17 protein-coding genes are annotated in these 21,069 nt (G+C 66.0%); 4 read left to right on the top strand and 13 right to left on the bottom strand.

Annotated elements, in window-relative coordinates:
• Window positions 1-50: 50 nt before the first annotated feature.
• The 4 genes from RIV14_RS08970 to RIV14_RS08955 all read right to left on the bottom strand — a co-directional run bounded on the left by RIV14_RS08970 (window position 51) and on the right by RIV14_RS08955 (window position 7,105).
• Entirely contained in the window at window positions 51-3,248 is a 3,198-nt protein-coding gene (locus RIV14_RS08970; RefSeq protein ID WP_075371684.1) for a CDP-glycerol glycerophosphotransferase family protein, read from the bottom strand.
• Window positions 3,249-3,254: 6 nt separating this feature from the next.
• Complete coding sequence (gene wecC, locus RIV14_RS08965) at window positions 3,255-4,538, bottom strand: UDP-N-acetyl-D-mannosamine dehydrogenase (RefSeq protein ID WP_075371683.1); 1,284 nt, start codon at window positions 4,536-4,538, stop codon at window positions 3,255-3,257.
• A gap of 75 nt (window positions 4,539-4,613) precedes the next feature.
• Window positions 4,614-5,750 (bottom strand): LCP family protein, encoded by a 1,137-nt coding sequence (locus RIV14_RS08960; protein ID WP_075371682.1) that lies wholly within the window; start codon window positions 5,748-5,750, stop codon window positions 4,614-4,616.
• 179 nt (window positions 5,751-5,929) lie between these two features.
• Entirely contained in the window at window positions 5,930-7,105 is a 1,176-nt protein-coding gene (locus RIV14_RS08955) for a branched-chain amino acid aminotransferase (protein ID WP_075371681.1), read from the bottom strand.
• A gap of 86 nt (window positions 7,106-7,191) precedes the next feature.
• On the opposite strand from RIV14_RS08955, the gene RIV14_RS08950 reads away from it, so the two are divergent.
• On the top strand, window positions 7,192-8,007 hold the full coding sequence (locus RIV14_RS08950; protein ID WP_075371680.1) for a gametogenetin: 816 nt from the start codon (window positions 7,192-7,194) through the stop codon (window positions 8,005-8,007).
• Window positions 8,008-8,017: 10 nt separating this feature from the next.
• Here the strand turns inward: RIV14_RS08950 and RIV14_RS08945 are convergent, their stop codons facing one another.
• Window positions 8,018-8,734: a hypothetical protein gene (locus tag RIV14_RS08945; protein WP_075371679.1), complete on the bottom strand. Its 717-nt coding sequence runs from the start codon at window positions 8,732-8,734 to the stop codon at window positions 8,018-8,020.
• A gap of 67 nt (window positions 8,735-8,801) precedes the next feature.
• The gene (locus RIV14_RS08940; protein WP_075371678.1) at window positions 8,802-9,869 is read right to left on the bottom strand and encodes a 3-isopropylmalate dehydrogenase; all 1,068 of its coding nucleotides are present in this window, start codon (window positions 9,867-9,869) and stop codon (window positions 8,802-8,804) included.
• Between the two features lie 116 nt (window positions 9,870-9,985).
• Between RIV14_RS08940 and RIV14_RS08935 the strand changes: the two genes are divergently transcribed.
• Entirely contained in the window at window positions 9,986-10,606 is a 621-nt protein-coding gene (locus RIV14_RS08935; RefSeq protein WP_075371677.1) for a TetR/AcrR family transcriptional regulator, read from the top strand.
• Window positions 10,603-11,871 (top strand): MFS transporter, encoded by a 1,269-nt coding sequence (locus RIV14_RS08930; protein WP_075371676.1) that lies wholly within the window; start codon window positions 10,603-10,605, stop codon window positions 11,869-11,871. The genes RIV14_RS08935 and RIV14_RS08930 overlap by 4 nt, the downstream gene beginning before the upstream one ends.
• An 81-nt stretch (window positions 11,872-11,952) precedes the next feature.
• On the opposite strand, the gene RIV14_RS08925 is transcribed toward RIV14_RS08930, so the two are convergent.
• The 6 genes from RIV14_RS08925 to RIV14_RS08905 form a co-directional block, all read right to left on the bottom strand.
• Entirely contained in the window at window positions 11,953-12,534 is a 582-nt protein-coding gene (locus RIV14_RS08925) for a hypothetical protein (RefSeq protein WP_143224173.1), read from the bottom strand.
• 23 nt (window positions 12,535-12,557) lie between these two features.
• Complete coding sequence (locus RIV14_RS08920; protein WP_081381784.1) at window positions 12,558-13,676, bottom strand: AAA family ATPase; 1,119 nt, start codon at window positions 13,674-13,676, stop codon at window positions 12,558-12,560.
• Window positions 13,651-13,950 carry an AAA family ATPase gene (locus RIV14_RS13750; protein ID WP_075371674.1) on the bottom strand — a complete coding sequence of 100 codons (300 nt, stop codon included), beginning with the start codon at window positions 13,948-13,950 and terminating at the stop codon, window positions 13,651-13,653. Before RIV14_RS13750 ends, RIV14_RS08920 begins: the two co-directional genes overlap by 26 nt.
• 142 nt (window positions 13,951-14,092) lie before the next feature.
• The gene (gene ilvC, locus RIV14_RS08915; RefSeq protein WP_070661795.1) at window positions 14,093-15,124 is read right to left on the bottom strand and encodes a ketol-acid reductoisomerase; all 1,032 of its coding nucleotides are present in this window, start codon (window positions 15,122-15,124) and stop codon (window positions 14,093-14,095) included.
• 9 nt (window positions 15,125-15,133) lie between these two features.
• A complete protein-coding gene (gene ilvN, locus RIV14_RS08910; RefSeq protein WP_003784785.1) occupies window positions 15,134-15,646 on the bottom strand; it encodes an acetolactate synthase small subunit in 513 nt (170 codons plus the stop codon).
• A 5-nt stretch (window positions 15,647-15,651) separates the two neighbouring features.
• Window positions 15,652-17,436, bottom strand: a complete 1,785-nt coding sequence (locus tag RIV14_RS08905; protein ID WP_075371673.1) for an acetolactate synthase large subunit — start codon at window positions 17,434-17,436, stop codon at window positions 15,652-15,654.
• A gap of 292 nt (window positions 17,437-17,728) precedes the next feature.
• On the opposite strand from RIV14_RS08905, the gene RIV14_RS08900 reads away from it, so the two are divergent.
• Complete coding sequence (locus tag RIV14_RS08900) at window positions 17,729-19,495, top strand: aspartate:alanine exchanger family transporter (protein WP_256699059.1); 1,767 nt, start codon at window positions 17,729-17,731, stop codon at window positions 19,493-19,495.
• Between the two features lie 104 nt (window positions 19,496-19,599).
• Here RIV14_RS08900 and RIV14_RS08895 read toward each other — a convergent pair whose 3' ends face one another.
• Window positions 19,600-20,985 carry a threonine/serine exporter family protein gene (locus RIV14_RS08895; RefSeq protein ID WP_075371672.1) on the bottom strand — a complete coding sequence of 462 codons (1,386 nt, stop codon included), beginning with the start codon at window positions 20,983-20,985 and terminating at the stop codon, window positions 19,600-19,602.
• Between the last annotated feature and the right edge of the window lie 84 nt (window positions 20,986-21,069).

The raw sequence follows: 21,069 nt of genomic DNA, 5'->3' as shown, positions 1-21,069 counted from the left end.
CTTTCCAGTTCTTTTGAGAGCTGCGGCTCATCCGTCCTTCCGGTCGCTTATCAGCTGAGGAAACGAGTGACCCATCCACGGATCCAGGCAAGGTTGTCCAGGATCGGCACGGGATCCACCTCCGGCAGAGCGCAGCCGCTCTCTGCGTCGTCGATATCGCCGAGGATCCGCCGCAGGTGGGAGGTGAGCCCCTCGTAGTCGACGGCGACGGGCAGTCCCGAGTCAAGGGGCCAGTCACCGTACAGGCCCCTCTCAACATCTCGGTAGGAGGCCAGGTCGGGCGCGTAGACCACTGCCGGCTTCCCGGTCAGAGCGAAGTCGAAGAAGATGCTCGAGTAGTCCGAGACCAGGACGTCGGCCGCCACCATGAGCTCCTCAACACTCGGGTACCCACTGACATCGACCATCCCTCGGACACGAGCGGCCCGGTTCATGTGGTGGCTGCGTATGAGGACCGCCGCACCGAGGTGATCAGCCAGACGCGCCCCGTCCAGCGCCCCCGCCGCCTGCGGCCCGCCCGCGGCACCGCATCCGGCTGCACCCGTCGCAGGCCGCAGGCTCTCGCGCCAGGTCGGGGCGTAAAGAACGACCGGCCGTCCCGAACCGATACCGAGCTCGTGGCGCACCCGCCTTCGCAGTTGGGCACCTCCGAGCAGCCTCACGTTGCGGGGGTACTCCCCGACCCGAACCGGCCCGTGATATCCCAGCGCCTGCTGAAGGCGCCGACCGGCCTGCGGGCTCTGGGCGAGCAGCAGGTCCCACTGGGGGACCTGGCGGTCCATGAGCCGCCGGTATCTCGGGGTGACGGCTCCAGGGGCGTCGCGCAGCAGCTTCTTGATCGGAGTGCCGTGCCAGGTCTGGAGCAGGTGCTGGCCCTCACGCTTGGAGAACCAGGAGGGGAGGTGATCGTTGGTGACGATGACGCGAGAGGTGCGCAGAGCCTCCACCCACTGCGGCGATCCGACGACGACGGGACGCGCGCCTGCCGGCACTGGAACCGTCCCGTCGACAAGCGACCACCACAGGGGCGCGGCCACGCCGTGGGCCGCCAGGTCCTCGCAGATGGCGGCCGGGTTGTCTCCCCCGCTGCGCCCGCCGAAGGACTCCAGGAACACGCCCGCCCTCAGGGGGCCCGCCGCGCGCTCGATGAGGAGCCGGTGACCCCGTCGTGAGCGTTCGTGAGGAGTCAGCGGGGGAATGACGGCCACGGCCACGGAGCCGTCCAAGCGAGTGAGGATCCGCGCACGGCGAGCAGGGCGCCCGGAGCCCGCCCCGGTGACGCCATCTTCGGGTACCGCCACGCAGCCGCTGGGCGCCGGAATGATGGGCACCTCGAGGGCCGGGCCGTCGATCCCCTCACCGGCCAGACAGGTCCCCTCGACACGGTGGTCGGGCTCCCCCTGCGATACGGCGCTCCAGCCCACCGGGTAAGTCCCCAGCCCGACATCGGGATCGGCCAGGTCGATGCGCGCCGACCAGCCGCCGCCCGGCGCCAGGACGGCCGGCACCGTCATCGCCCCGCCCCTGGCGGCCCTGCCACCCAGGACGATGTCCAGCCTCGCCGGGGCCGCCGTCACCGTTCCACTCAGCACCAGCCCGGTGTCGATGTCCAAGCGCGCGCAGAGGAGCACGACGTCGATCTCCCCATCGGACAGCGTGACGCTTCCCCGTCTCCCACTCGGTGCCGGGGCGACCTGGAGCAGCCCCCGTTGACCGCGCGCCTCCAGGCGTTGCCCGGACTCCGGCGGCGCCAGGCGGCTCCTGCTGGAGCCGGCCGGTTGCGGCATCCACGCCCGCACCCTTCGCCCGGCCACGCGGGTCACCACCCGGAACCAGGCGCAGCGACCCGGTTCGAGCTGGAGACGCACCACGATCCCCGAAGTGAGGTAGGAGCGCCATGGGTCGCCGGCCTCCAGGTCGGCTCGGGGCGCCTCACAGCGATCAACCTCGGTGCAGCCCCGAACTCGCCCGGCCTCATCGACCACCTCAACGAACGGGCGGTCGGTCAGGCCCGGGTCGACTCCCCAGACCCAGGCGCAGCCACGCACCTCCAGGGTCCTGGGGCCCAGCCAGCGCACCGTGTCAACGCCGACGTGCAGCCTTAAGTCAACGTCCCGGACCTCGGTAAGCCCGCGGGGCACCGTGAGCCCTTCCAGGAATCGCGGCTCAGGGCGCACAGTCCCCGCCTCGATGGTCAGGGGAAGACGGCCCAGGTCCTCACAGCGTCGACCGATCAGCTCCTCGAGCTCCATAGCGCAGGCCGGATCGTGCTGGATGAGGAGCCACAGCACGAGCCGGTCGAGCAGCCCGGTCGACTCCCACACGAAGTCACCGGCATCGGCGAGTACCCTTCTCGCGGTGCGGCGCAGCCTGCCGGCGAAGTCGGGCCCCTCCCGGTCAGCGCGCTCGGCCAGACGAACCAGGTCCCGGCTCAGGCGTCCGACGACCAGGCACCGACGCACGGCCTCCGGGGCGTCGGCAGCCAGCTGCGCCAAGGCGTCCACCTCCGCCAGGAGGCCGCCGGGATCGGTGTGCGCACCGGGGCCACAAGCCAGTGAGCCGGCGCGCCAGGTGTAGACCTCCTCATCCAGCACGTCCGTGCGCATCGCGGCCAGAAGCACCGCGAGGGTCCTGGCCGGCAGGGACATCGCAGGGGCTCGGAGCGCACCGGGCGACCTCGACGACGCCCACAGCTGTCGGCGAGCCATGACGGCGCCGGCCACCAGCTCCTCAGCCGCCTCGGGTGCCCGAGCCAGCGGCTGCGCGAGGCGAGGCGCGCGGGGAGGCTCCGACCCCGGCCAGGCCCCGGTTGCCGGTGTCAAGGGCCGCGAGCGCGCGACGACGGCCTGGGATCCCGACTGCTCCAGGCACCGAATCATCGACTGGCAGGCACCGGCGATCAGTCCATCACCGCCGTCGACGACGGTGACCAGGCTCCCCCTGGCCCGCTTCAGGGCGGCATCCAGCCAGCCGCTCGGGTCACTGCCCCGGACGGCGGGCACGACCCGGACGCGCCGGTCCCTGGCGGACAGGCGAGTGGCCACCTGCTCGCCAGGGCTGTGCGCATCGGCCCCCGGCTCGACGACGACCAGGACCTCCAGGTCCCTGAAAGTCTGGTTGAGCACGGAGCGTACGGCCCCCTCCAGGTGAGGGCCGGCCCCCGCCGCTTGGACGATGACGCTGAGTCGGGGCCGGTGCATGCCCCGCGCAGCAGCACCGATGAGGCGTCTGAGAAGCCGGCCGCCCATGTCCTTCTACCCCGTCAGCTGGGGAGCGCGGGAGTGCCAGAGCCCCGTGGTGTCGATGACGTTGCGTCCCTCGAGCAGGAGCGGATCGAGGTCGGCGAACTCCTGGTGGCCGACCAGCACCGCCACGACATCAGCCTGTTCGACGGCCTGCCGGCACCCGGTCAGCCGCACATTGCCTCGCCGTTCCAAAGATGGCGGAAGCTCCTTGGCGTGCGGCTCGGCCACCAGGATCCGAGCGTGGGGCGCTGCGGCGGCCACCTGCTCGGTGATCGCGAGCGCGGGCGACTGACGCAGATCGTCGACGTCGGCCTTGAAGGTCAGGCCGAGCACCGCCACGGTCGGCGAGGAGGCGGCCTCCAGGGCCTGAAGGATGCGCCCGACGTAGTGGGCCGGCCGAGAGTCGTTGACCTGGCGGGCCGTGCGGATGAGCCTGGTCTCCTCCGGAGCACAGGACACCAGGAACCAGGGGTCCACGGCGATGCAGTGGCCACCCACGCCGGGGCCCGGCTGCAGAATGCTGACCCGCGGATGACGGTTGGCCAGGTCGATGAGCTCCCAGACATCGACCCCGACCCGCTCGCAGACCAGGGCCAGCTCATTGGCGAAGGCGATGTTGAGGTCGCGGAAGGAGTTCTCCGTCAGCTTGGTCATCTCGGCGGTGGTGGCGTCGGTCAGGACCAGCTCGCCGGCGCAGAAGGTGGCGTACAGGTCTCTGGCCAGCTGCGAGGCCTCGGGGGTCAGGCCGCCGATGACCCGGGAGTTGGTCACCATCTCCGCCATGATGTGGCCGGGCAGCACGCGTTCGGGACAGTAGGACAGGTGCACTCGGGGACGCGAGCCGCTGCCGTCCGTTGACAGGTCCGGGCGCATCGAGCCGATCGTCTCGGCCAAAGCGCGAGTGGTGCCGGGTGGGCAGGTCGACTCCAGGACGATGAGCTCTCCGCCTGTCAGACGTGGGGCGATCTGCCTGGTGGCGGCTTCCACCAGAGACAGATCGGCCATGTGGTCCCGACCCGTCGACGGGGTCGGCACCGCGATGATGTAGGTCCGTGCCGACGGCGTCATCGTCTGGGCGCGCAGGCGGCCGGCCTCGACCTGCTCGGCCAGCACAGTGGCCAGCCCCTCCTCCAGGAAGGGCAGCTCTCCACGGTTGACGGCCTCAACACGTTCCCGGACCCGGTCCACCCCGACGACGCCGAGCCCGGCGCGGGCCAGGACCGCTGCCGTGGGCAGGCCGATGTACCCCAACCCGATGACCGCGACGTCGACCACTTCAGCAGTGTCAGTCATGAGTCTCCATGCATCTGTACGCGCCCCACGAGGAGCTCCCTGGGACGCTGCGCCGTGCGCCATGAGTCCTCACCTCTAGTTCACCGTGGCGGGAAGCAGCTCGACGGCGGTGGGGTGCTCGGTGAGGTAGGCGCTCACCCGGTCCTGGGCGAAGGCCTTGAACAAGGGGGCGTCCGCGGCGGTGTCGAGCTTGACGATGGACTGCCCGTCCGCGGAGGTTCCCGTACCGGAGGTCGGTACGGTCATGAACTTGATGTCGTTGCTGTGGAGGTGGCGTGTCTCCAGGGCCAGGGACTGCATCTGGTTGAGCGTGAAGGACTCGTCCACGGCGACTGTGCGCGAGGCGGTCTTGAGGAATGAGTACAGCGCCGTGGGACTGCTCAGGGTGCCGTTGTTCAGGACCCTGCTCACGATGGAACGCATCCAGGTCTGCTGACGCTTGACACGGTCGAAGTCCCCGTTCGGGAGGGAGGAGCGCTCGCGGGTGTAGGCCAGGGCCTGTTGCCCGTTGAGTACCTGAGTCCCCGTGCCGAACTCCTTGCCAGCGAGCCTCTGAGGCGTCTTGAGGTTGACGCGCACCCCACCGATGTCATCGGTCAGCGCGACGAAGGACTCGAAGTTCGCCACCGCGAAGTGGTCGATGTGGATGCCGGTGAGGTTCTCCACGGTGTGGATCGTCAGCGAGGGTCCCCCGTAGGAGTAGGCGGCGTTGATCTTGCCCTGGCCGTGACCGGGGATCTCCACCCAGGAGTCACGGGGGATCGACATGACCGAGACGGTCTTACGGTCACCGCTGACCTGAACGATCATGATCGCGTCCGTGCGCTGGGCGCCCTCCTGCCATTGGGAGGGGTCGGAGGCGGAGGTGCGCGAGTCGGTTCCCAGGACCAGGATGTTGACGGCCGGTTCCTCGCCCGCCGCCGCCTGCTGCTGCGGGGCCCGCGTGGGAATGCCCGCGAAGGGATCGGCGATGAACTCCATGCCGGAGGCGATGGAGTGGCGTACCCACAGGGCCAGGCCTCCCGCAGCCAGGGTCAGAACCAGGAAGATCGCCAGGACACTGAGAAGGGCGATCCTCCATCCCCGTCCGGGACGGCGTCGACCACTGCCAGAGCTGCGCGCCGAGGTCGTGTCGACCTCTGATGAGGCCGTTTCAGCACCACCCTTGTCAATCGAGGTGCTTTCGGGTTCTGGTAGGAGGGACTGCGTCATGAGCCAATGGCACCACATATTTCTCGAGCGTTTTGCCCGGAATCCCTTGGTTTTAGGAATTCCGGGCAAAACGCTCATGAAATGAGACGCAACTGAGACCGGCGCAATCTCCCTGTCATCATTTCATGTCACGCCAACAATATCTTTCTGGACGTTCAGAAGGAATATCGCCGGTGGTCTTATGAACGAGGAGGAACGAGCCGATACATCCACCCGTAGGGGTCCTCGGCGCGGCCGGACTGAATGGCGGTGAGCCGGTCGTGGATCTGCCGAGTGACCTCACTGCCCTCGATGCGGGCGTCGAAGCCCTCACCCTTGAGATGCCCCAGAGGCACGACGACGGCGGCGGTTCCACAGGCGAAGACCTCACTGACCCGACCCGACTCGATGTCTGCGAGCAGCCCCTGGAGGCTGATGGTGTCCTCCACGACGCTCCGCCCGGAGTCGCGCAGCAGGCGGATGATGGCGCTGCGGGTGGATCCCTCGAGGATCGTCCCGGTCAGGCGCGGTGTGCGCACGGTCCCGTCGGCGTCGACGACCATGATGTTCATGCCGCCGAGCTCCTCGATGTTCTTCTGCGAGACGTCGTCGAGGAAGCAGACCTGGTCGCAGCCCTGCGCGTAGGCCTCCTGCTGGGGAAGCAGGGAGGAGGCGTAGTTGCCCCCGGTCTTGGCTGCCCCGGTCCCTCCGCGTCCGGCGCGGTGGTACTCGGTGGTCACCCAGATGGAGACGGGCTCGAGGCCGTGGGGGAAGTAGGAGCCCGCGGGCGAGGCAATGACGTAGTAGTCGACCACGGAGGAGGGGCGCACGCCGAGGAAGGCCTCGGAGGCGAAGGCGAAGGGACGCAGGTAGAGGGACTCGCCCTCACCTGAAGGCACCCAGGCGGCGTCGGCACGCACCAGATCCACCAGGGACGCCACGAAGTCCTCCTCCGCCAGCTCGGGCAGAGCCATGCGCCGGGCGGAGGCGTTGAGGCGCGCCGCGTTGTAGCGGGGACGGAAGGTCCACACCGATCCGTCCTCGTGCCGGTAGGCCTTGATGCCCTCGAAGATCTCCTGGCCGTAGTGGAGCACGGCGGCAGCCGGGGACAGGCTGAGACTGCCATAGGGAATGACGCCATAGTCACCCCACCCCTCCCCCTGCCTCCAGCGGGCGTGAGCCATGTGGTCGGTGAAGGCGTCACCGAAATGGAGGCTCGCCAGGACTGCCTCCCGCTCGTCCTCGGTGACGGGTGAGGGGTTGGCGGTCAGGGGGAATCGGCCTGCGAGCTGGTCGGCCTCCGGGACGGGGACCTCGGCAGCACGAGCCAAGGAGGTGGATGCGAAGTCGGTTGAGGTGGCGTCTGTCTCGGACATAGGCCCAGCCTACCGCCGAGGCCACAACTCGGACACGACTTTCCCATATGCTGGCCGCCGGGCGGGCTCGGGGCTAGGTTCCGGACATGAGTTCCGTTCAGCGCCCCTGGGTCGACGCTCACTGGCCAGGCCTTCGAGCCCGGTTCATCCGGGGCGCGGCGGCCGGCACCGTCCTCCTGACCGGGATGGGCGGATGCGCGCAGGTGGACCTGGATCAGCTCGCTGGGCCCGCATCGAGGTCGGCGTCTCCTGCCGAGGCGCCGCACACTTCGACGGCCCCGTCCCGGATGGTGATGCCCACTGCGCTGCCGACCGCCCAGGCCACGGCCGCGGCCACGCTCACGGTCGGCTTCCCGGACCTGCCCGGCTACACCGCCTCTACCGCATCCCCCGCCTCTGCGAGCAGCCCGGCCGGCCCCTCCGGCCCCGCAACCGTGTCGCTCCCGGAGGCATCCTGGTCGCGCTCCTACGCCTCGCGCACTTCTGGATGCCAGGTGAGCGCCGAGGTGAGCAGCGCACCGGCGCTGGTCGTCTCCGGCGGAGATGACCGAGCCTTGTCCGAGCACTGGTCCGCCTCCTTGGCCAGGACCTACCCGGACTACCGGCAAACCGGCCAGGAGGAGCTCACGGCGACGAACCGCTCTGGGCCCTACGTCGGCATCGCCACGTCCTTCAGTGCCAGTATCAGCGGCTCCCGGGTCGCGGGGAGGACCTTCGTGCGGGTGTGGTCGGCCGACGGCGCGGCCCTGTCGGTGACACAGGTCTGCCAGCAGGGGGCCTTCGATGAGGCGGCATGGGTCGCCTTTCTTCGCGGCGTCGCCGTGGGCGGTCTGTCGGGTCAGTCCCGCTGGCCCACGAGGGTACCCGGGTCTGAGACGCCGGCGGCCTCCGCCACTGGGTGAGCCCGTCTCTTCACGGCTCCTGAGAGTGCTCCCCCTGAGAAGGAGGCGGGGCCTGCGCCGGTTCAGCGGAGTCCTGGGGCCCCGATGGCTCGGTGCCGGGCGGGGCACCGACCTGAGCGGGGGACTCGGACTCCCCCTCCCCTGGTTGGTCCGCCTCCCGATCCGCCTCTGCGGACTCGCCGTCCCCTGCGGGCTCGCCTGTCTCTGCCCCGCCGGGTGCTCCCAGCTGGCTCTCCTGCGTGGACGGAGCCGCCTGGTCCTGCCCCGCCGAGGAACGCCGGGCCGAGACCGCGGACTCGGCCGCAGCCACAGCGTCACGAAGGTCCGTGAGCGCTGTCGTGATCGCCTCGACGTCCTCGCCCTCAATCGCCTGGTCGAGCGCCGTCCTCTTGCTCTCAAGACCGGTGGACTCCGCCTCGCTCAGGTCGCCTGCGATGGCTCCGACCCTGGTGGCCAGCGTCGCGGCCTCCGCAGCGGCCTCGCTCCGGCCCCGGGAGAGCGACAGGGCCACTGCAATGGTGGAGCGTTGATCCGCCGCCGCCACCACGGTCACCTGGAAGGCTTGCCCCCGCGATCGGGTGGCACGCGAGTCCGCCTCAGCCAGGAAGGCGGACATCTCGGAGTCGGTCAGCGGGGCGTCAGTCAGGGCGTCGCACCCGCACAGGCCGGTGAGACCGGCGAGCAGGAGGCAGGTGGCTATCCGACGTCGGGGACCGCGTAACGACATACTCGGAATGTAACGACCCGCTCGTGTACTGCGGTCACGCTCCGGACACGAAGAGGGCCATGAGGTCTCAATGCGATGACGTATCCGCCCTGGCCGTCACTGCCTCGGCGATGGCGTCACCGATCTGGCTGGTGGAGCGCTGGGCGCCGCCGCGCCGGGTCGCCATGTCCGCAGTGACTCCGGTCTCGACCCTCGCAGCGGCCTCGGGAAGCCCCAGGTGGTCGAGCATGAGGGCCACCGCGCTGATCGTGGCAGTCGGGTCCGCCTTGCCCTGACCGGCAATGTCCGGGGCCGAGCCGTGGACGGGCTCGAACATGGAGGGGAAGGCCCTCTCGGGGTTGATGTTGCCTGAGGCCGACAAGCCGATGCCGCCGGTGACGGCACCGGCCTCATCGGTGAGGATGTCGCCGAAGAGGTTGTCGGTGACGATGACGTCGAAGCGGCCCGGGTCGGTCACCATGTAGATGGTGGCAGCGTCCACGTGGCAGTAGTCGACGGCGACCTCGGGATACTCGGTGCTGACGGCCTCCACGGTGCGCCGCCACAGGTCGCCGGCGTGGACAAGCACATTGTGCTTGTGGACGAGGGTGAGGTGCTTGGCCGCCCTGGACCGGGCCTTGGCGAAGGCGTAGCGGACCAGGCGCTCCACCCCGTACGCCGTGTTGACGCTGACCTCGGTGGCGATCTCGTGCGCCGTGCCCTGGCGCACGACGCCGCCGTTGCCGCAGTACAGGCCCTCGGTGCCCTCGCGCACCACGACGAAGTCGATGTCGCCGGGATCGGCCAGCGGAGTCGGCACGCCCGGGTAGTAGACCGAAGGACGCAGGTTGACGTAGTGGTCCAGGGCGAAGCGCAGGCGCAGGAGCAGGCCGCGCTCGAGCACGCCAGAGGGGACGGAGGGATCGCCGACAGCTCCCAGCAGGATGGCGTCATGGGTCTTGATGGCCTCGAGATCCTCGTCGGTGAGGGTCTGGCCGGTCCGGTGCCAGCGCTCAGCCCCTAGGTCGAAGGCAGTGGGACGGACCGTGACCCCGGTTCCCTCCAGCGCTCGTTCGAGGACCTTGAGCCCCTCGGGGACGACCTCCTTACCGATGCCGTCACCCGGAATTACTGCCAGCTTGATGGTCTGCGTCATGGGGCCACCTTAGGGCACGATCAGGATGCGAGACGAGACGTCCGCATCACGGAAACCCGTACTCGCGTTTCGACCGACAGTCGGTTACTCTCTTACCAATACACCAAGGAGGAGCCATGCCGCGTATCCACCGGCCTGCCGCGCAACGTCGTGAGGAGATTCTCGACGCCGCCCACACCCTGTTCACCACCAAAGGCTTTCAACCCACGACCATGGAGGACATCCTGGGAATCGTGGGCATCGCCAAGGGCACGCTCTACTACCACTTCCCCAGCAAGGAGCAGATCCTCAAGGCCCTGGTCCTGCGCATCGTCTGCCAGGTCGAGCAGCAGGCCCGCGAGATCGCCGCCTCATCGGCCCCGGCGGCCGACAAGCTCGCGGCGATCATGAACGCGATGCAGCTGGTGGACACCGAGACCGAGCTCGTCGACCAGTTCCACGCGCCGGGCAACGCGGAGTTCCACCTGCTGTCCATCACGGCAATGATCGAGCACCTCACTCCGGTCCTGGCCGAGGTCATCACCCAGGGGGTGAGCGAGGGGATCTTCACCACCGAGCGCCCCCATGACGCCGTCGAGCTGCTGCTGAGCGCCTCGGGCATCCTCCTGGACCACGACATCATGAAGCCCAGTCACGCTGAGCTCGCCCGCCGCCGCGAGAGTCTCATCTGGGCGACCGAGACGCTTCTGGGCGCTCAGCCCGGCAGCCTCGGCTTCCTGATGGAGGCAGAACAGTGAAGCACGTTGGACTACTGGTCCTGGGCTCCTTCATCAACTCGCTGGGAACGGGGCTGAGCGCCTTCGGCCTGGCCGTCGTCATACTGCGCACCTACGGAACGGCCTCCTCAGTGGCGGCCGTCCAGATGAGCGCCTTCGCCCCCATTGTTCTTCTGGCGCCCTTGGCCGGGGCCCTCGCAGACCGCTACGACCGCCGCCTCATGATGATCATCGGCGACGCCGGCTCGATCCTCGGCCTGGGCATCATCCTGGCGGCCCTGTCCTCTCCCCGGCCGTCCTTGGCCTGGGTCTGCGCGGGGGCTGTCATCTCCTCCTGCCTGGCGGCGCTCACAGAGCCGGCGCTGCGGGCGAGCGTCACTGACCTGGTGACCGAGGAGGACTACGTGCGCTCCTCCGGACTGCTTCAGCTGGCATCCGCGGCGAAGTACCTGCTGGCTCCGGCCGCGGCAGGGTTCCTCATGCCGCTCGTCGGCGTCCGGGGCCTCCTCCTGCTGGACGCCAGCACCTGCCTGGTCACCGTGGGGTGCACCATGACAGTGCGCCGGGCTCTGGCAGCAGGTGCGTCGCGACGCGCAGCGGCCCAGCCCGGTGACGACCACGACGTCCTGGCGGGCTGGAGAACCATCACCGCCTCTCCCGGCCTGCGCACCCTCGTGGTTCTCATGACGCTGGCGACCCTCGCTATCGGCGTCATCCAGGTCCTCATCAAGCCGATTCTCCTACCCACCGTGAGTACCGCCGAGATGGGGGTGGTCGAGACTGTCGCAGCCGCCGGCATGCTTGTGGGCGCGGCCCTGGTCACCGCCTGGAAGAGCGCTCAGCCCACGACGTTGCTCGCCGCAGGGCTGGCCGGGACCGGTGTCGCCATGGTGCTGGTCCCTCTGGGACCTGGAGCCTGGTGGGTGGCCGCCTGCGGGTTTCTCACCTTCGCCTGTCTACCCCTGTCCCAGGCTGGGGCGGAGGTACTGGTGCGCACGCAGGTCGACAACACTCGGCAGGCACGCACCTGGGGCACTATCAGTCTGGTCACCCAGATGGGATACCTGGTGGCCTATCTGTGCTCCGGGGTGCTGGTCGACCGGGTGCTTCAGCCCCTGCTGGAGTCCGGACAGCCACTGTCCACCGGCCTGGGGGCCGTCGTCGGCACCGGACCTGGACGCGGCGCCGCGCTTCTCGTGGGTCTCATGGGCGCGGTGATGGCGCTGGTTGCCCTTGCCGTTCGCCTCCAGCGTCACAAGCTCGATGAGGCTTATTCACAGAGCTAGCCGACGCTGGCATCTGCGCAGGTCACAGCACCTTCGGCGGATGCCGCGAATAAGCCTCGATAACACCCAAGTTCAATTAAACTAGTTTACCCATGCAATATAAGGCTTGACTCTCACCATGGCTTCCTTTATTTGCTCACACAGCTTCTTCCAAGCCTTCAGCTCCGAGACACAACCATCAATATCGATACTCTTTATAATGCGAGCCCGCTCATACCCAAACTCGGCTTCAGGAATCAACTCCCGTAAGTTACGGCTACAATGCTCTCTCAATAACCTTATGGGATCGGCTTGACTCTCAATTGCCTTCAGGCTAACTCCTTTAGATTTCGCCCAGCCACGAAACTCCCCGTTAGACCAGAGATGTGCAATTGCCCAAGCCTCTGTCATCCTAACAGCAATTACAGGGACCACTCTCTCATCACAGCACCCCAGAATCTCCTTTGCTCGTGGTTCCCACCCCATAGCATCGGAGTCACGGTGAATAAATATCAAGTCATAAGGCTCGGTTCTCAATGCCTCAACCTTGCCCTTCACCGAGCGATCAGAGGGTCTTTCAATCCAATGATGCTTAGAGACGTCGATGTCGTCACCCGGACGCAGACTCATTGTGAGCCTCCCAAGAACATCTACAAGAGCATCATCGGAAGTTCCTTCACCCACGAACCCGCAGCTCCACCAGTCACTCACGATTCGCACTCCGCCCAGCTCGAAGGACTCTTGAGAAATGCAAACAACTTCGACTTAGACACCGGAGCCTGCGACCGAAGAGTCTCCTCCGAATCCCCAGGTCTTTCAGATCTCCAAGTATCCTGAAGTGGATGAAATGATGTCGACACCAGTTCTCCCCCACCTTTATTCTGACGACGCCAGGCAACCGCACACAACACTTTATCGGCACCTTCTTCCAATACGCCTTGGACAAGATACGGAGAATGCGTATTGATAAGAACTTGACTCAAACAACCATTCCTGGGCCGAGAAAGGCGTAGCAGAAGATCAAGCATTGCGCGAATTTTTGCCGGATGTATCCCATTTTCAGGTTCTTCCATCCCCAGCAATCCAATATACCCTGGCGAATATGCCATAGCAGCAAGAGTGAGGAACCTCAACGTACCATCAGACAGAGAACGAGCAGGCAACTCGGGCGCACCTCCGACTTGAGCACGTAGCTCAAGTGTCTGCCGAACATTATCTTCGACGACACGCAATTGCTTGATGTCAACTAACTCGCCGACATCATTAGATAAGAGCCGATACACCTCTTGATTTCCATCAGCAACTGATTGCCGGTAGAGAGAAGCCGGGACATGCGCTCCAGCGGCATCAATTGGACGAGTCTCCATCCTCTCATCAGGAGCACGCATCGCAGTGGGCTCCAGCGCCATGAAGCGCCACGAAACCATCTCTGTTTTGGCCGCAAGTAGAGTGGGATACTCAGCTGAAGCTAGAGAAGAAAGTATGGTCCTTGGAGCATCCGCAATAGGTATCTGCCTCGGACGACCACTTTTCTCGAAAGGAACCGACACGTATGGGCGATCTTCCTTCGAGTGAAGCGTCATGTAGTCTTTAGGCTTAGTTGACCCAGTCAAATATTTCTTCAAGCATGGATGAGCCTTGAAATAAAATGGACGCTCCTTTATGCGCACATGCTGAAGTTTCTCATTCTCCAAACGTAAGCGAGCATTACCCGAAACACCATTCGAATCTCGCTCAATCTTGAACTCCAGCTCATAGCGTAAATAACTTCTTGCTGGAGAAACTTCTTGACCGAAGTCATCAACAACTTTTCCGGGGACAATCATTTCGGCAGCTAAACGAAAGCTCTCGCCCCCCCCACCACATTACAGTCTCAGGGAATAAGGATCCTAGATTGCTGGAGTACCCCTTCTCCACGGAACGGACCCCGGCGCACACCTCCGTAAATGTACTGTCCGCAAGACCCGAAAGAAAACGAATTGCATCGAATAAGTTTGACTTCCCGACGGCATTTGGTCCTGCGACGCAGGTGAAAGGTCCAAATTCTACGACAACGTCATTAAGATTCTTAAACCCCGATACTTCAAAGCGCGTAAGCATAGAAATGTCCTCCCCTGATACTACCGCAAGATTAAGTGTAATCTACACAATATACTTGTGTCCATGACAACTGTAGGCCTACCAGCCTGGATACGCTGGTAGGCCTACAGTAATCTGCCGTACGGCACGGCCATCTACTCCATCAGCGGGCCACGGAACCCTCGGTGTAGTCCTTGTCGACGTCGGCGCGCCAGGCGAACATGGAACGCACCTCACGGCCGGTGGCCTCGATGGGGTGCGCCTCGCCCTCGGCGCGGAGCTTCTTGAACTCCGGGGCGCCGGCGGCCTGGTCGTCCATGAAGCGCTTGGCGAAGGTCCCGTCCTGAATGTCGGCGAGGACCTCCTTCATGTGCTCCTTGACCTCGGGGGTGATGACGCGCGGACCGGAGACGTAGTCGCCGTACTCGGCGGTGTCGGAGCAGGACCAGCGCTGCTTGGAGATGCCGCCCTCGTTGATGAGGTCGACGATGAGCTTCATCTCGTGGCAGACCTCGAAGTAGGCCATCTCGGGCTGGTAGCCGGCCTCGACCAGGGTCTCGAAGCCGTACTGGATGAGCTTGGAGACGCCACCGCACAGGACAGTCTGCTCGCCGAAGAGGTCGGTCTCAGTCTCCTCGCGGAAGGTGGTCTTGATGGCGCCGGCGCGGGTGCCGCCGATGGCCTTGGCATAGGACAGCACAAGGTCCCAGGCAGTGCCGCTGGCGTCCTGCTCCACGCAGACGAGCACGGGCACACCCCGGCCGGCCTCGAACTCGCGGCGCACGGTGTGACCGGGCCCCTTGGGGGCCACCATGACGACATCGATGTCCGCGGACGGCTTGATGTAACCGAAGTGGATGTTGAAGCCGTGGGAGAACAGGAGGGTGGAGCCGGCCTTGATGTTCGGCTCGATCTCCTCGCGGTAGAGGGCGGCCTGCACCTGGTCGGGGGCCAGGACGGTGACGACATCGGCCCAGGCGACGGCCTCGGCGATCGGCTTGACGGGCAGGCCCATCTCCTCCGCCTTGGCCACCGAGGAAGATCCTTCTCGCAGGCCGACCACGACCTCGACGCCGGAGTCGCGCAGGTTCAGAGCGTGAGCGTGCCCCTGGGAACCGTATCCGATGACGGCGACCTTCTTGGACTGGATGACGGACAGGTCGGCGTCGTCGTCGTAGAACTTCTCAGCTGCCATGATTGCTTCTCACTTCTCCTTGAGTTGATCGGTGATGGATCGTGGGCCGCGCGTGATCGCCACGGCACCGGACTGGACAATCTCTTTGACGCCGTACGGCTGGAGTGCCGTCAGCAGAGCCTTGACCTTGGATTCTGAGCCGATGGTCTCGATGACCACCGACGTGGGGGCGACGTCCACGACGTGCGCGCGGAACAGGTCGACGACCTGGAGCACCGCCGTGCGGTTGGCATCATCGGCGTGCACCTTGATGAGGTAGAGCTCGCGCTCGACCGAGGTGTCGGGGTCGAGCTCGACGATCTTGAGGACGTTGACCAGCTTGTTGAGCTGCTTGGTGACCTGCTCCATGGCCAGTCCCTCGGCATCGGCGATCACCGTGATGCGCGAGATGTCCTCGTGCTCGGTGGGCCCCACGGCCAGGGAGTGGATGTTGAAGCCCCGGCGCGTGAACAGCGCCGAGACCCGGGTCAGGACGCCAGGCTTGTTCTCCACCAGGACGGACAGCGTGTGCTTCTCACTCACGGCGCTCACTCCTCTTCCCACACCGGGCTCATGCCGCGGGCGTGCTGGATCTCGTCGTTGGACACCCCGGCCGCGACCATGGGCCACACCTGGGCGTCCGCGGAGACGATGAAGTCGACGACGACGGGGCGGTCGTTGATGGCGTTGGCCTGGGCGATGACGTCATCTAAGTCCTCCAGGCGCTCGCAGCGCAGTCCCACGGCCCCGTAGGCCTCGGCCATGGTGACGAAGTCGGGGATGCGTGCCGTTCCGGCACCGGTATGCAGATCGGTGTTGGAGTAGCGCTGCCCGTAGAACAACGTCTGCCACTGCCGCACCATCCCCAGCGAGGAGTTGTTGATGATGGCGACCTTGATGGGGATGTTGTTGAGGGTGCAGGTGGCCAGCTCCTGGTTGGTCATCTGGAAGCAGCCGTCTCCGTCGATGAGCCACACCGGCCGGTCGGGGCGGGCCTCCTTGGCGCCCATGGCGGCGGGCAGGCCGTATCCCATGGTGCCGGCGCCGGCTGAGGTGAGCCAGGTGTGAGGGTGGCGGAAAGTGAGGTAGTGGGCTGCCCACATCTGGTGCTGACCCACGCCCGTGACCCAGATGGTGTCCTCGGAGGCGGCCCGGTCGAGATGGGTGATGACCTCCTGAGGCTGGAGCAGCCCGTCGTCGGTATCGGTCCAGTCCGTGGGGTAAGTGGACTGGATGCGCTCGACCTCGCTGCGCCACGGGGCGATGTCCGCCCGCCCCTCGGCGGCGACGTGGTCGCGGAGCTCGGCGCTCAGTGCGGGAACGACGTCGACCAGGTCCCCGACGATCGGGACGTCGGCGGTGCGGATCTTGGAGATCTCGGCGGGGTCGACGTCGACGTGGATCACCGAGGCCTTGGTGGCGAAGGTGTCCGGTCTACCGGTGACCCGGTCGTCGAAGCGGGCTCCCAGGCAGACGACGAGGTCGGCCCGCTGCAGCGCCCCGACAGCGGCCACAGTGCCGTGCATGCCCGGCATCCCCAGGTTGAGCGGGTGCTCACTGGGCATAACGTCCAGGGCGGTCAGAGTGGTGACGAAGGGTGCTCCGATGAGCTCGATGAGCTTGGCGAGCTCCTCGGTGGGAACCTGCGCCCGGCTCAAGCCACCACCGAGGTAGAGGACGGGTCGCTCGGCTGCAGAGATCACCTCGGCGGCCTGAGCCAGGCGCCGCTGGTTGGGCTTGCCCGGCAGGCGGTAGCCGGGAAGGTCTCGGGCCGGGGGCCACACGAACTCGGTGGCCCCCTCCTGGGCATCCTTGGAGATGTCAATGAGGACCGGGCCGGGGCGCCCGGTTGAGGCGATGTGGAAGGCCTCAGCCACGCGCGGGACGATGTCCTCGGCACGGGTGATGAGGAAGGAGTGCTTGACGAAGGGCATCGTGGCACCGACGATATCGGCCTCCTGGAAGGCGTCCGTCCCGATTCCACGGCTTCCGACCTGCCCGGTGATGGCCAGCATGGGCACCGAGTCCATGTGGGCGTCACCGATGGGGGTGATGAGGTTGGTGGCTCCGGGACCGGACGTGACGACACACACCCCGGGGCGACCGGTGACCATGGCATAGCCCTCGGCGGCATGGCCAGCGCCCTGTTCGTGACGCACCAGGACGTGGCGGATCTTCGTCGAGGCGAGCAGGGGGTCATAGAAGGGCAGGATGGCGCCGCCCGGCATCCCGAAGATGTCTGTGACGCCTAGCTCCTCCAGCGCGCGCACCAGAGCCTGGGCGCCTGTCATGACCTGTTGGCCCTGACGTGCGGGAGCGTCATCGCATGTCATCACTCGCTCTCCTTCTCCGTGCCTACTGCCCGGCGACCTGCCGGGTAATGAACGTTAGATCAGTCTCCGCACAGAGTCATAATGAGACGGCCACAATCTCACATCGTGGAATCACGGATCCGGTGGCATGACCGTTCTCCACGCGAGGGGCTTCTCCACTCCCTCGCGGATCACGGACCTTGGTACGCCATCAGTGCAGGTGGAGATGACACAATGCTCCTATTACTCCTGACAAAACGTCCGCTGCGTCACTTTCAGCGGCGACACGGAAGGCGGCACTAGCGACGTGGCTATGGTCCTGGACTATCTGTTGGACAACCCGGTTGTCATCGTCCTGCTCATGGTTGGCTCCGGGCTGCTGCTCTGGCGCGCCAGGCGCAGGAGCATACGTGTCCCGGCGACGGCCCTCCTGATCGGCAGTACCGCCCTGCTGATCTGGAAGCTGGCGCACGCCAATATCCTGTACCACTTGTCCAAGAACGCGGTTCTCGTCCTGTTCCTCCTGGTCGGCGCCGGGATGCTGCTCGGGCACATCAAGATCAAGGGCGTGAGCCTGGGTGCGGCGGCCGTCCTGTTCAGCGGCATCGCGTTGGCGGCCTGGGGAGCGTCCGCCTCCACCCCCATTGAGGTTCACAAGGACCTGGGAGCACTGGGGCTGGCGATCTTCACCTTCGCCATCGGCATCCAGTCCGGACCGAACTTCTTCCACGTCATCCGAACCGCCGGCGGGCCGTTGGCGATCCTCCTGGGCGTTCTGGGCGTCGCGGCCCTGGCGGCCGTGGGCGTGGGGCGTCTCCTCGGGCTCAAGGCGGCGATGATCGCGGGAGCCTTCGCCGGTGCCGTCACGAACACGCCCGCCCTGGCCGCAGCCGGTAACGCCGCCGCCACGGCCGGCGACAAGCTCGGGCCGGATGAGGCCACGGTGGCCTATGCCGTCACCTACCTCTACGGCGTCATCGGTATGCTGTTCTTCTGCCTGCTGGCGCTGCGCTACCGGCGCAGCGACAAGGACACTCCCTCCCCGCTCATCAACCGCACCATCCGGGTGGAGCGCGAGGACGGCCCGCTCCTGGGCAACATCGTTGAGACCATCTCAGGGCAGCTGCGATTCTCTCGTCTGCGTCGGGGCGAGAAGGGCCCGATCACCCGACCGAAGAATGACGACCGGCTGTACAAGGACGATCTCATCACCGTCGTCGGCACCCAGGACGCCGTCAATCAGGCGATCAAGGCGGTGGGCCACGGCTCGTCGCACTCACTCATCGAGGACCGCAAGTACCTCGACTTCCGCCGGATCACGGTCTCGGACCCGAAGCTGGCCGGACGCACCATCGGTGAGCTGGATATCGACAGCCGTTTCGGGGCGACGATCTCGCGGGTGCGCCGCGGCGACGTGGACATGGTGGGCACCCCGGATCTGGTGCTGCAGCAGGGAGACCGGGTGCGCGTCGTCGGCCCGACCGGACGCATGAAGGAGATCTCCACGTACTTCGGCGACTCCTCGCGCGGCCTGTCCTCCATCAACCCGGTGGCACTGGGGCTGGGGATGGCACTGGGCATCGTCATCGGTGAGTGGAAGTTCCTCACGCCCACCGGCGCCACTTTCTCCATCGGGTCGGCAGCCGGAACACTCCTGGTCGGGCTCATCTTCGGGCGCATTGGCCGCATCGGGAAGTTCGTGACCGCCATGCCCTTCACCGCGACGGCGGTGCTCTCGGAGTTCGGACTCCTGGTCTTCCTGGCCCAGGCGGGCACGAAGGCCGGTGGGGAGATCGCGCACGCGTTCACCGGTGGTGACTGGTGGAGGATCTTCGTCACCGGCTTCGTCGTCACCACCATTGTGGGGCTAGGGATTTACGCCTCCATGCGCTGGATCGTCAAGATGGGTGGCACTCGCCTGTCCGGTCTCATCGGTGGCGCCCAGACCCAGCCGGCGATTCTGGCCTTCGCCAACGAGCGCACTGGTGCCGACCCCCGAGTGGCGCTGGGGTACGCGATGGTCTATCCCGTGGCCATGATCGTCAAGATCTTCATCGCGCAGGTCCTCGGCGGGCTGTGACCCGCTCACCGCAGGCTCACCGGTCTCGCATCATCGATGGTGGCCCGTCGCTGAATGTCAGCGGCGGGCCACCATTGTTCAACTGGGAGCCTGCAGACCGAACGTCAGTCCTCCAGAGGCTGCTCCGCCGCCTCAACGTGTGTGCGAGGCAGCGTGATGTGCTCCGAGGTGGCCACGTCGTGGCGCCAGTTGTGGTCGGTGATGATGCGCGCCAAAGCGAGACCGACGCCGATAGCCGTAATGACAAAGAAGACCTCAGCCAGGTTCGTAGCCGCGTCACCGACGTCGACGCCCCCTTTGTCCACAGAGAGCGTGTTGAGCGCAGAGATAGCCCTGTAGAAGGGAACCCCGGGGATCATGATGACCACAGCGGGAACGGAAAGAGCTACCCGGGACAGGGACGCGCGGGAGACGAAGAGCTGGGCGAGCAGCCCAATCGTGACCGCAGCCAGTCCCACCGCGAGCTGCCATGGCACGTGGAAGACGTCAATGAGAAGCAGTCTGCCGGTATTGGCCAGGGCCCCGACCACCGCAGCCAGCATGCTGGCCTTCACGCCTGCATTGAACAGCATGGCGAATCCGTAGGCGGCGATAAAGGAGCAGAAGCACCGCAGAAGGTAGAGAAGAGGTCCATCAAGAGTGGCGTCGCTGGCCGCTGCAACATCCCAACGGAAGACGAAGGTCACGGTCCAGACGGCGACGCCCGCTGCAGCCATGACCATGAGGACGTAGGCGCTGCGCGAGAGGGACGAAGAGAAGTCTTGTCGGAACAGGTCAAGCATAGCGGTGACCATCGGGAAACCCGGGATGAGGAAGAGGATCGCAGAGATAATGCCGCCCTGGTGGTTTCCTGACACCACACCAGAAGCGTTCAGCGCGGTGACGACGCCCATGTAGGTGCCCGACGCCGCGACGCCGCACACGAGCCAGGTGAAGAAGTGCTGGTAGTGACGCTCAAGCATCTGCCTGCGAATGAGCTGTCCCAGGAATGCCGCGACGAGCACCGTGAGGCACTCGACCCAACCGCCCTTGTTGAGGAAGCAGAATCCGGCACAGGCCACACCCGATGCTGCGGCGTTGGCGAAGACGTTATAGCGGCCGTGCATCTTCTCGACCTGTTCAAGCTTGGCCTCGAGATGCTCAACGGTCTCGTGTGCACGCAGATCGTGGACGATCCTGCGCAGTGCCTCCAAGCGGTCGACATTGACGCCGACCCAACGCACCTCACAGGCCTCGGTGCGGAAACGGTTGCCGACGTAGGACGAAGTGACGATCTCGGTCATCGTCACAGTCGCCTCGTGACGGTCAAGACCGACCGCCGAGGCGGCTCTGGCCATGGAGGACTTGATGCGGTAGGAGCCGGCACCGGCGGCGAGCATGAGTCGCCCCAGGTGCAGTACGACGCCGGACTGTTGCATGAGCCGATCGGCATCAAGACTCGGTTCATGGCTGCTGCCCGATGGAGTGGAAGGGAGGTCGCTATGAGTCACAGAGACAATGGTGCACCGTTTTGTGCCTCGATGTCAGTTCGGGCCTGGACACAGGCGGCCACGGCTTCAGCCGTGGCCGGTGTC

Origin of the sequence: Actinomyces acetigenes, assembly GCF_031296635.1 — a bacterium.
In the GTDB taxonomy this organism is placed as follows: Bacteria; Actinomycetota; Actinomycetes; order Actinomycetales; family Actinomycetaceae; genus Actinomyces; species Actinomyces acetigenes.
This window is presented reverse-complemented; position numbering and strand designations above follow the sequence as displayed.

Excerpts from the sequence above, each read along its gene's own strand:
- RIV14_RS08960 (WP_075371682.1), bottom strand. The coding sequence starts at position 5,750 with ATGACGCAGTCCCTCCTACCAGAACCCGAAAGCACCTCGATTGACAAG.
- ilvC (WP_070661795.1), bottom strand. The coding sequence starts at position 15,124 with ATGGCAGCTGAGAAGTTCTACGACGACGACGCCGACCTGTCCGTCATC.
- RIV14_RS08945 (WP_075371679.1), bottom strand. The coding sequence starts at position 8,734 with ATGTCGTTACGCGGTCCCCGACGTCGGATAGCCACCTGCCTCCTGCTC.
- RIV14_RS08955 (WP_075371681.1), bottom strand. The coding sequence starts at position 7,105 with ATGTCCGAGACAGACGCCACCTCAACCGACTTCGCATCCACCTCCTTG.
- RIV14_RS08900 (WP_256699059.1), top strand. The coding sequence starts at position 17,729 with ATGGTCCTGGACTATCTGTTGGACAACCCGGTTGTCATCGTCCTGCTC.
- RIV14_RS08940 (WP_075371678.1), bottom strand. The coding sequence starts at position 9,869 with ATGACGCAGACCATCAAGCTGGCAGTAATTCCGGGTGACGGCATCGGT.
- RIV14_RS08935 (WP_075371677.1), top strand. The coding sequence starts at position 9,986 with ATGCCGCGTATCCACCGGCCTGCCGCGCAACGTCGTGAGGAGATTCTC.
- RIV14_RS08970 (WP_075371684.1), bottom strand. The coding sequence starts at position 3,248 with ATGGGCGGCCGGCTTCTCAGACGCCTCATCGGTGCTGCTGCGCGGGGC.
- RIV14_RS08905 (WP_075371673.1), bottom strand. The coding sequence starts at position 17,436 with ATGACATGCGATGACGCTCCCGCACGTCAGGGCCAACAGGTCATGACA.
- RIV14_RS13750 (WP_075371674.1), bottom strand. The coding sequence starts at position 13,950 with ATGCTTACGCGCTTTGAAGTATCGGGGTTTAAGAATCTTAATGACGTT.
- RIV14_RS08920 (WP_081381784.1), bottom strand. The coding sequence starts at position 13,676 with ATGATTGTCCCCGGAAAAGTTGTTGATGACTTCGGTCAAGAAGTTTCT.
- wecC (WP_075371683.1), bottom strand. The coding sequence starts at position 4,538 with ATGACTGACACTGCTGAAGTGGTCGACGTCGCGGTCATCGGGTTGGGG.
- RIV14_RS08950 (WP_075371680.1), top strand. The coding sequence starts at position 7,192 with ATGAGTTCCGTTCAGCGCCCCTGGGTCGACGCTCACTGGCCAGGCCTT.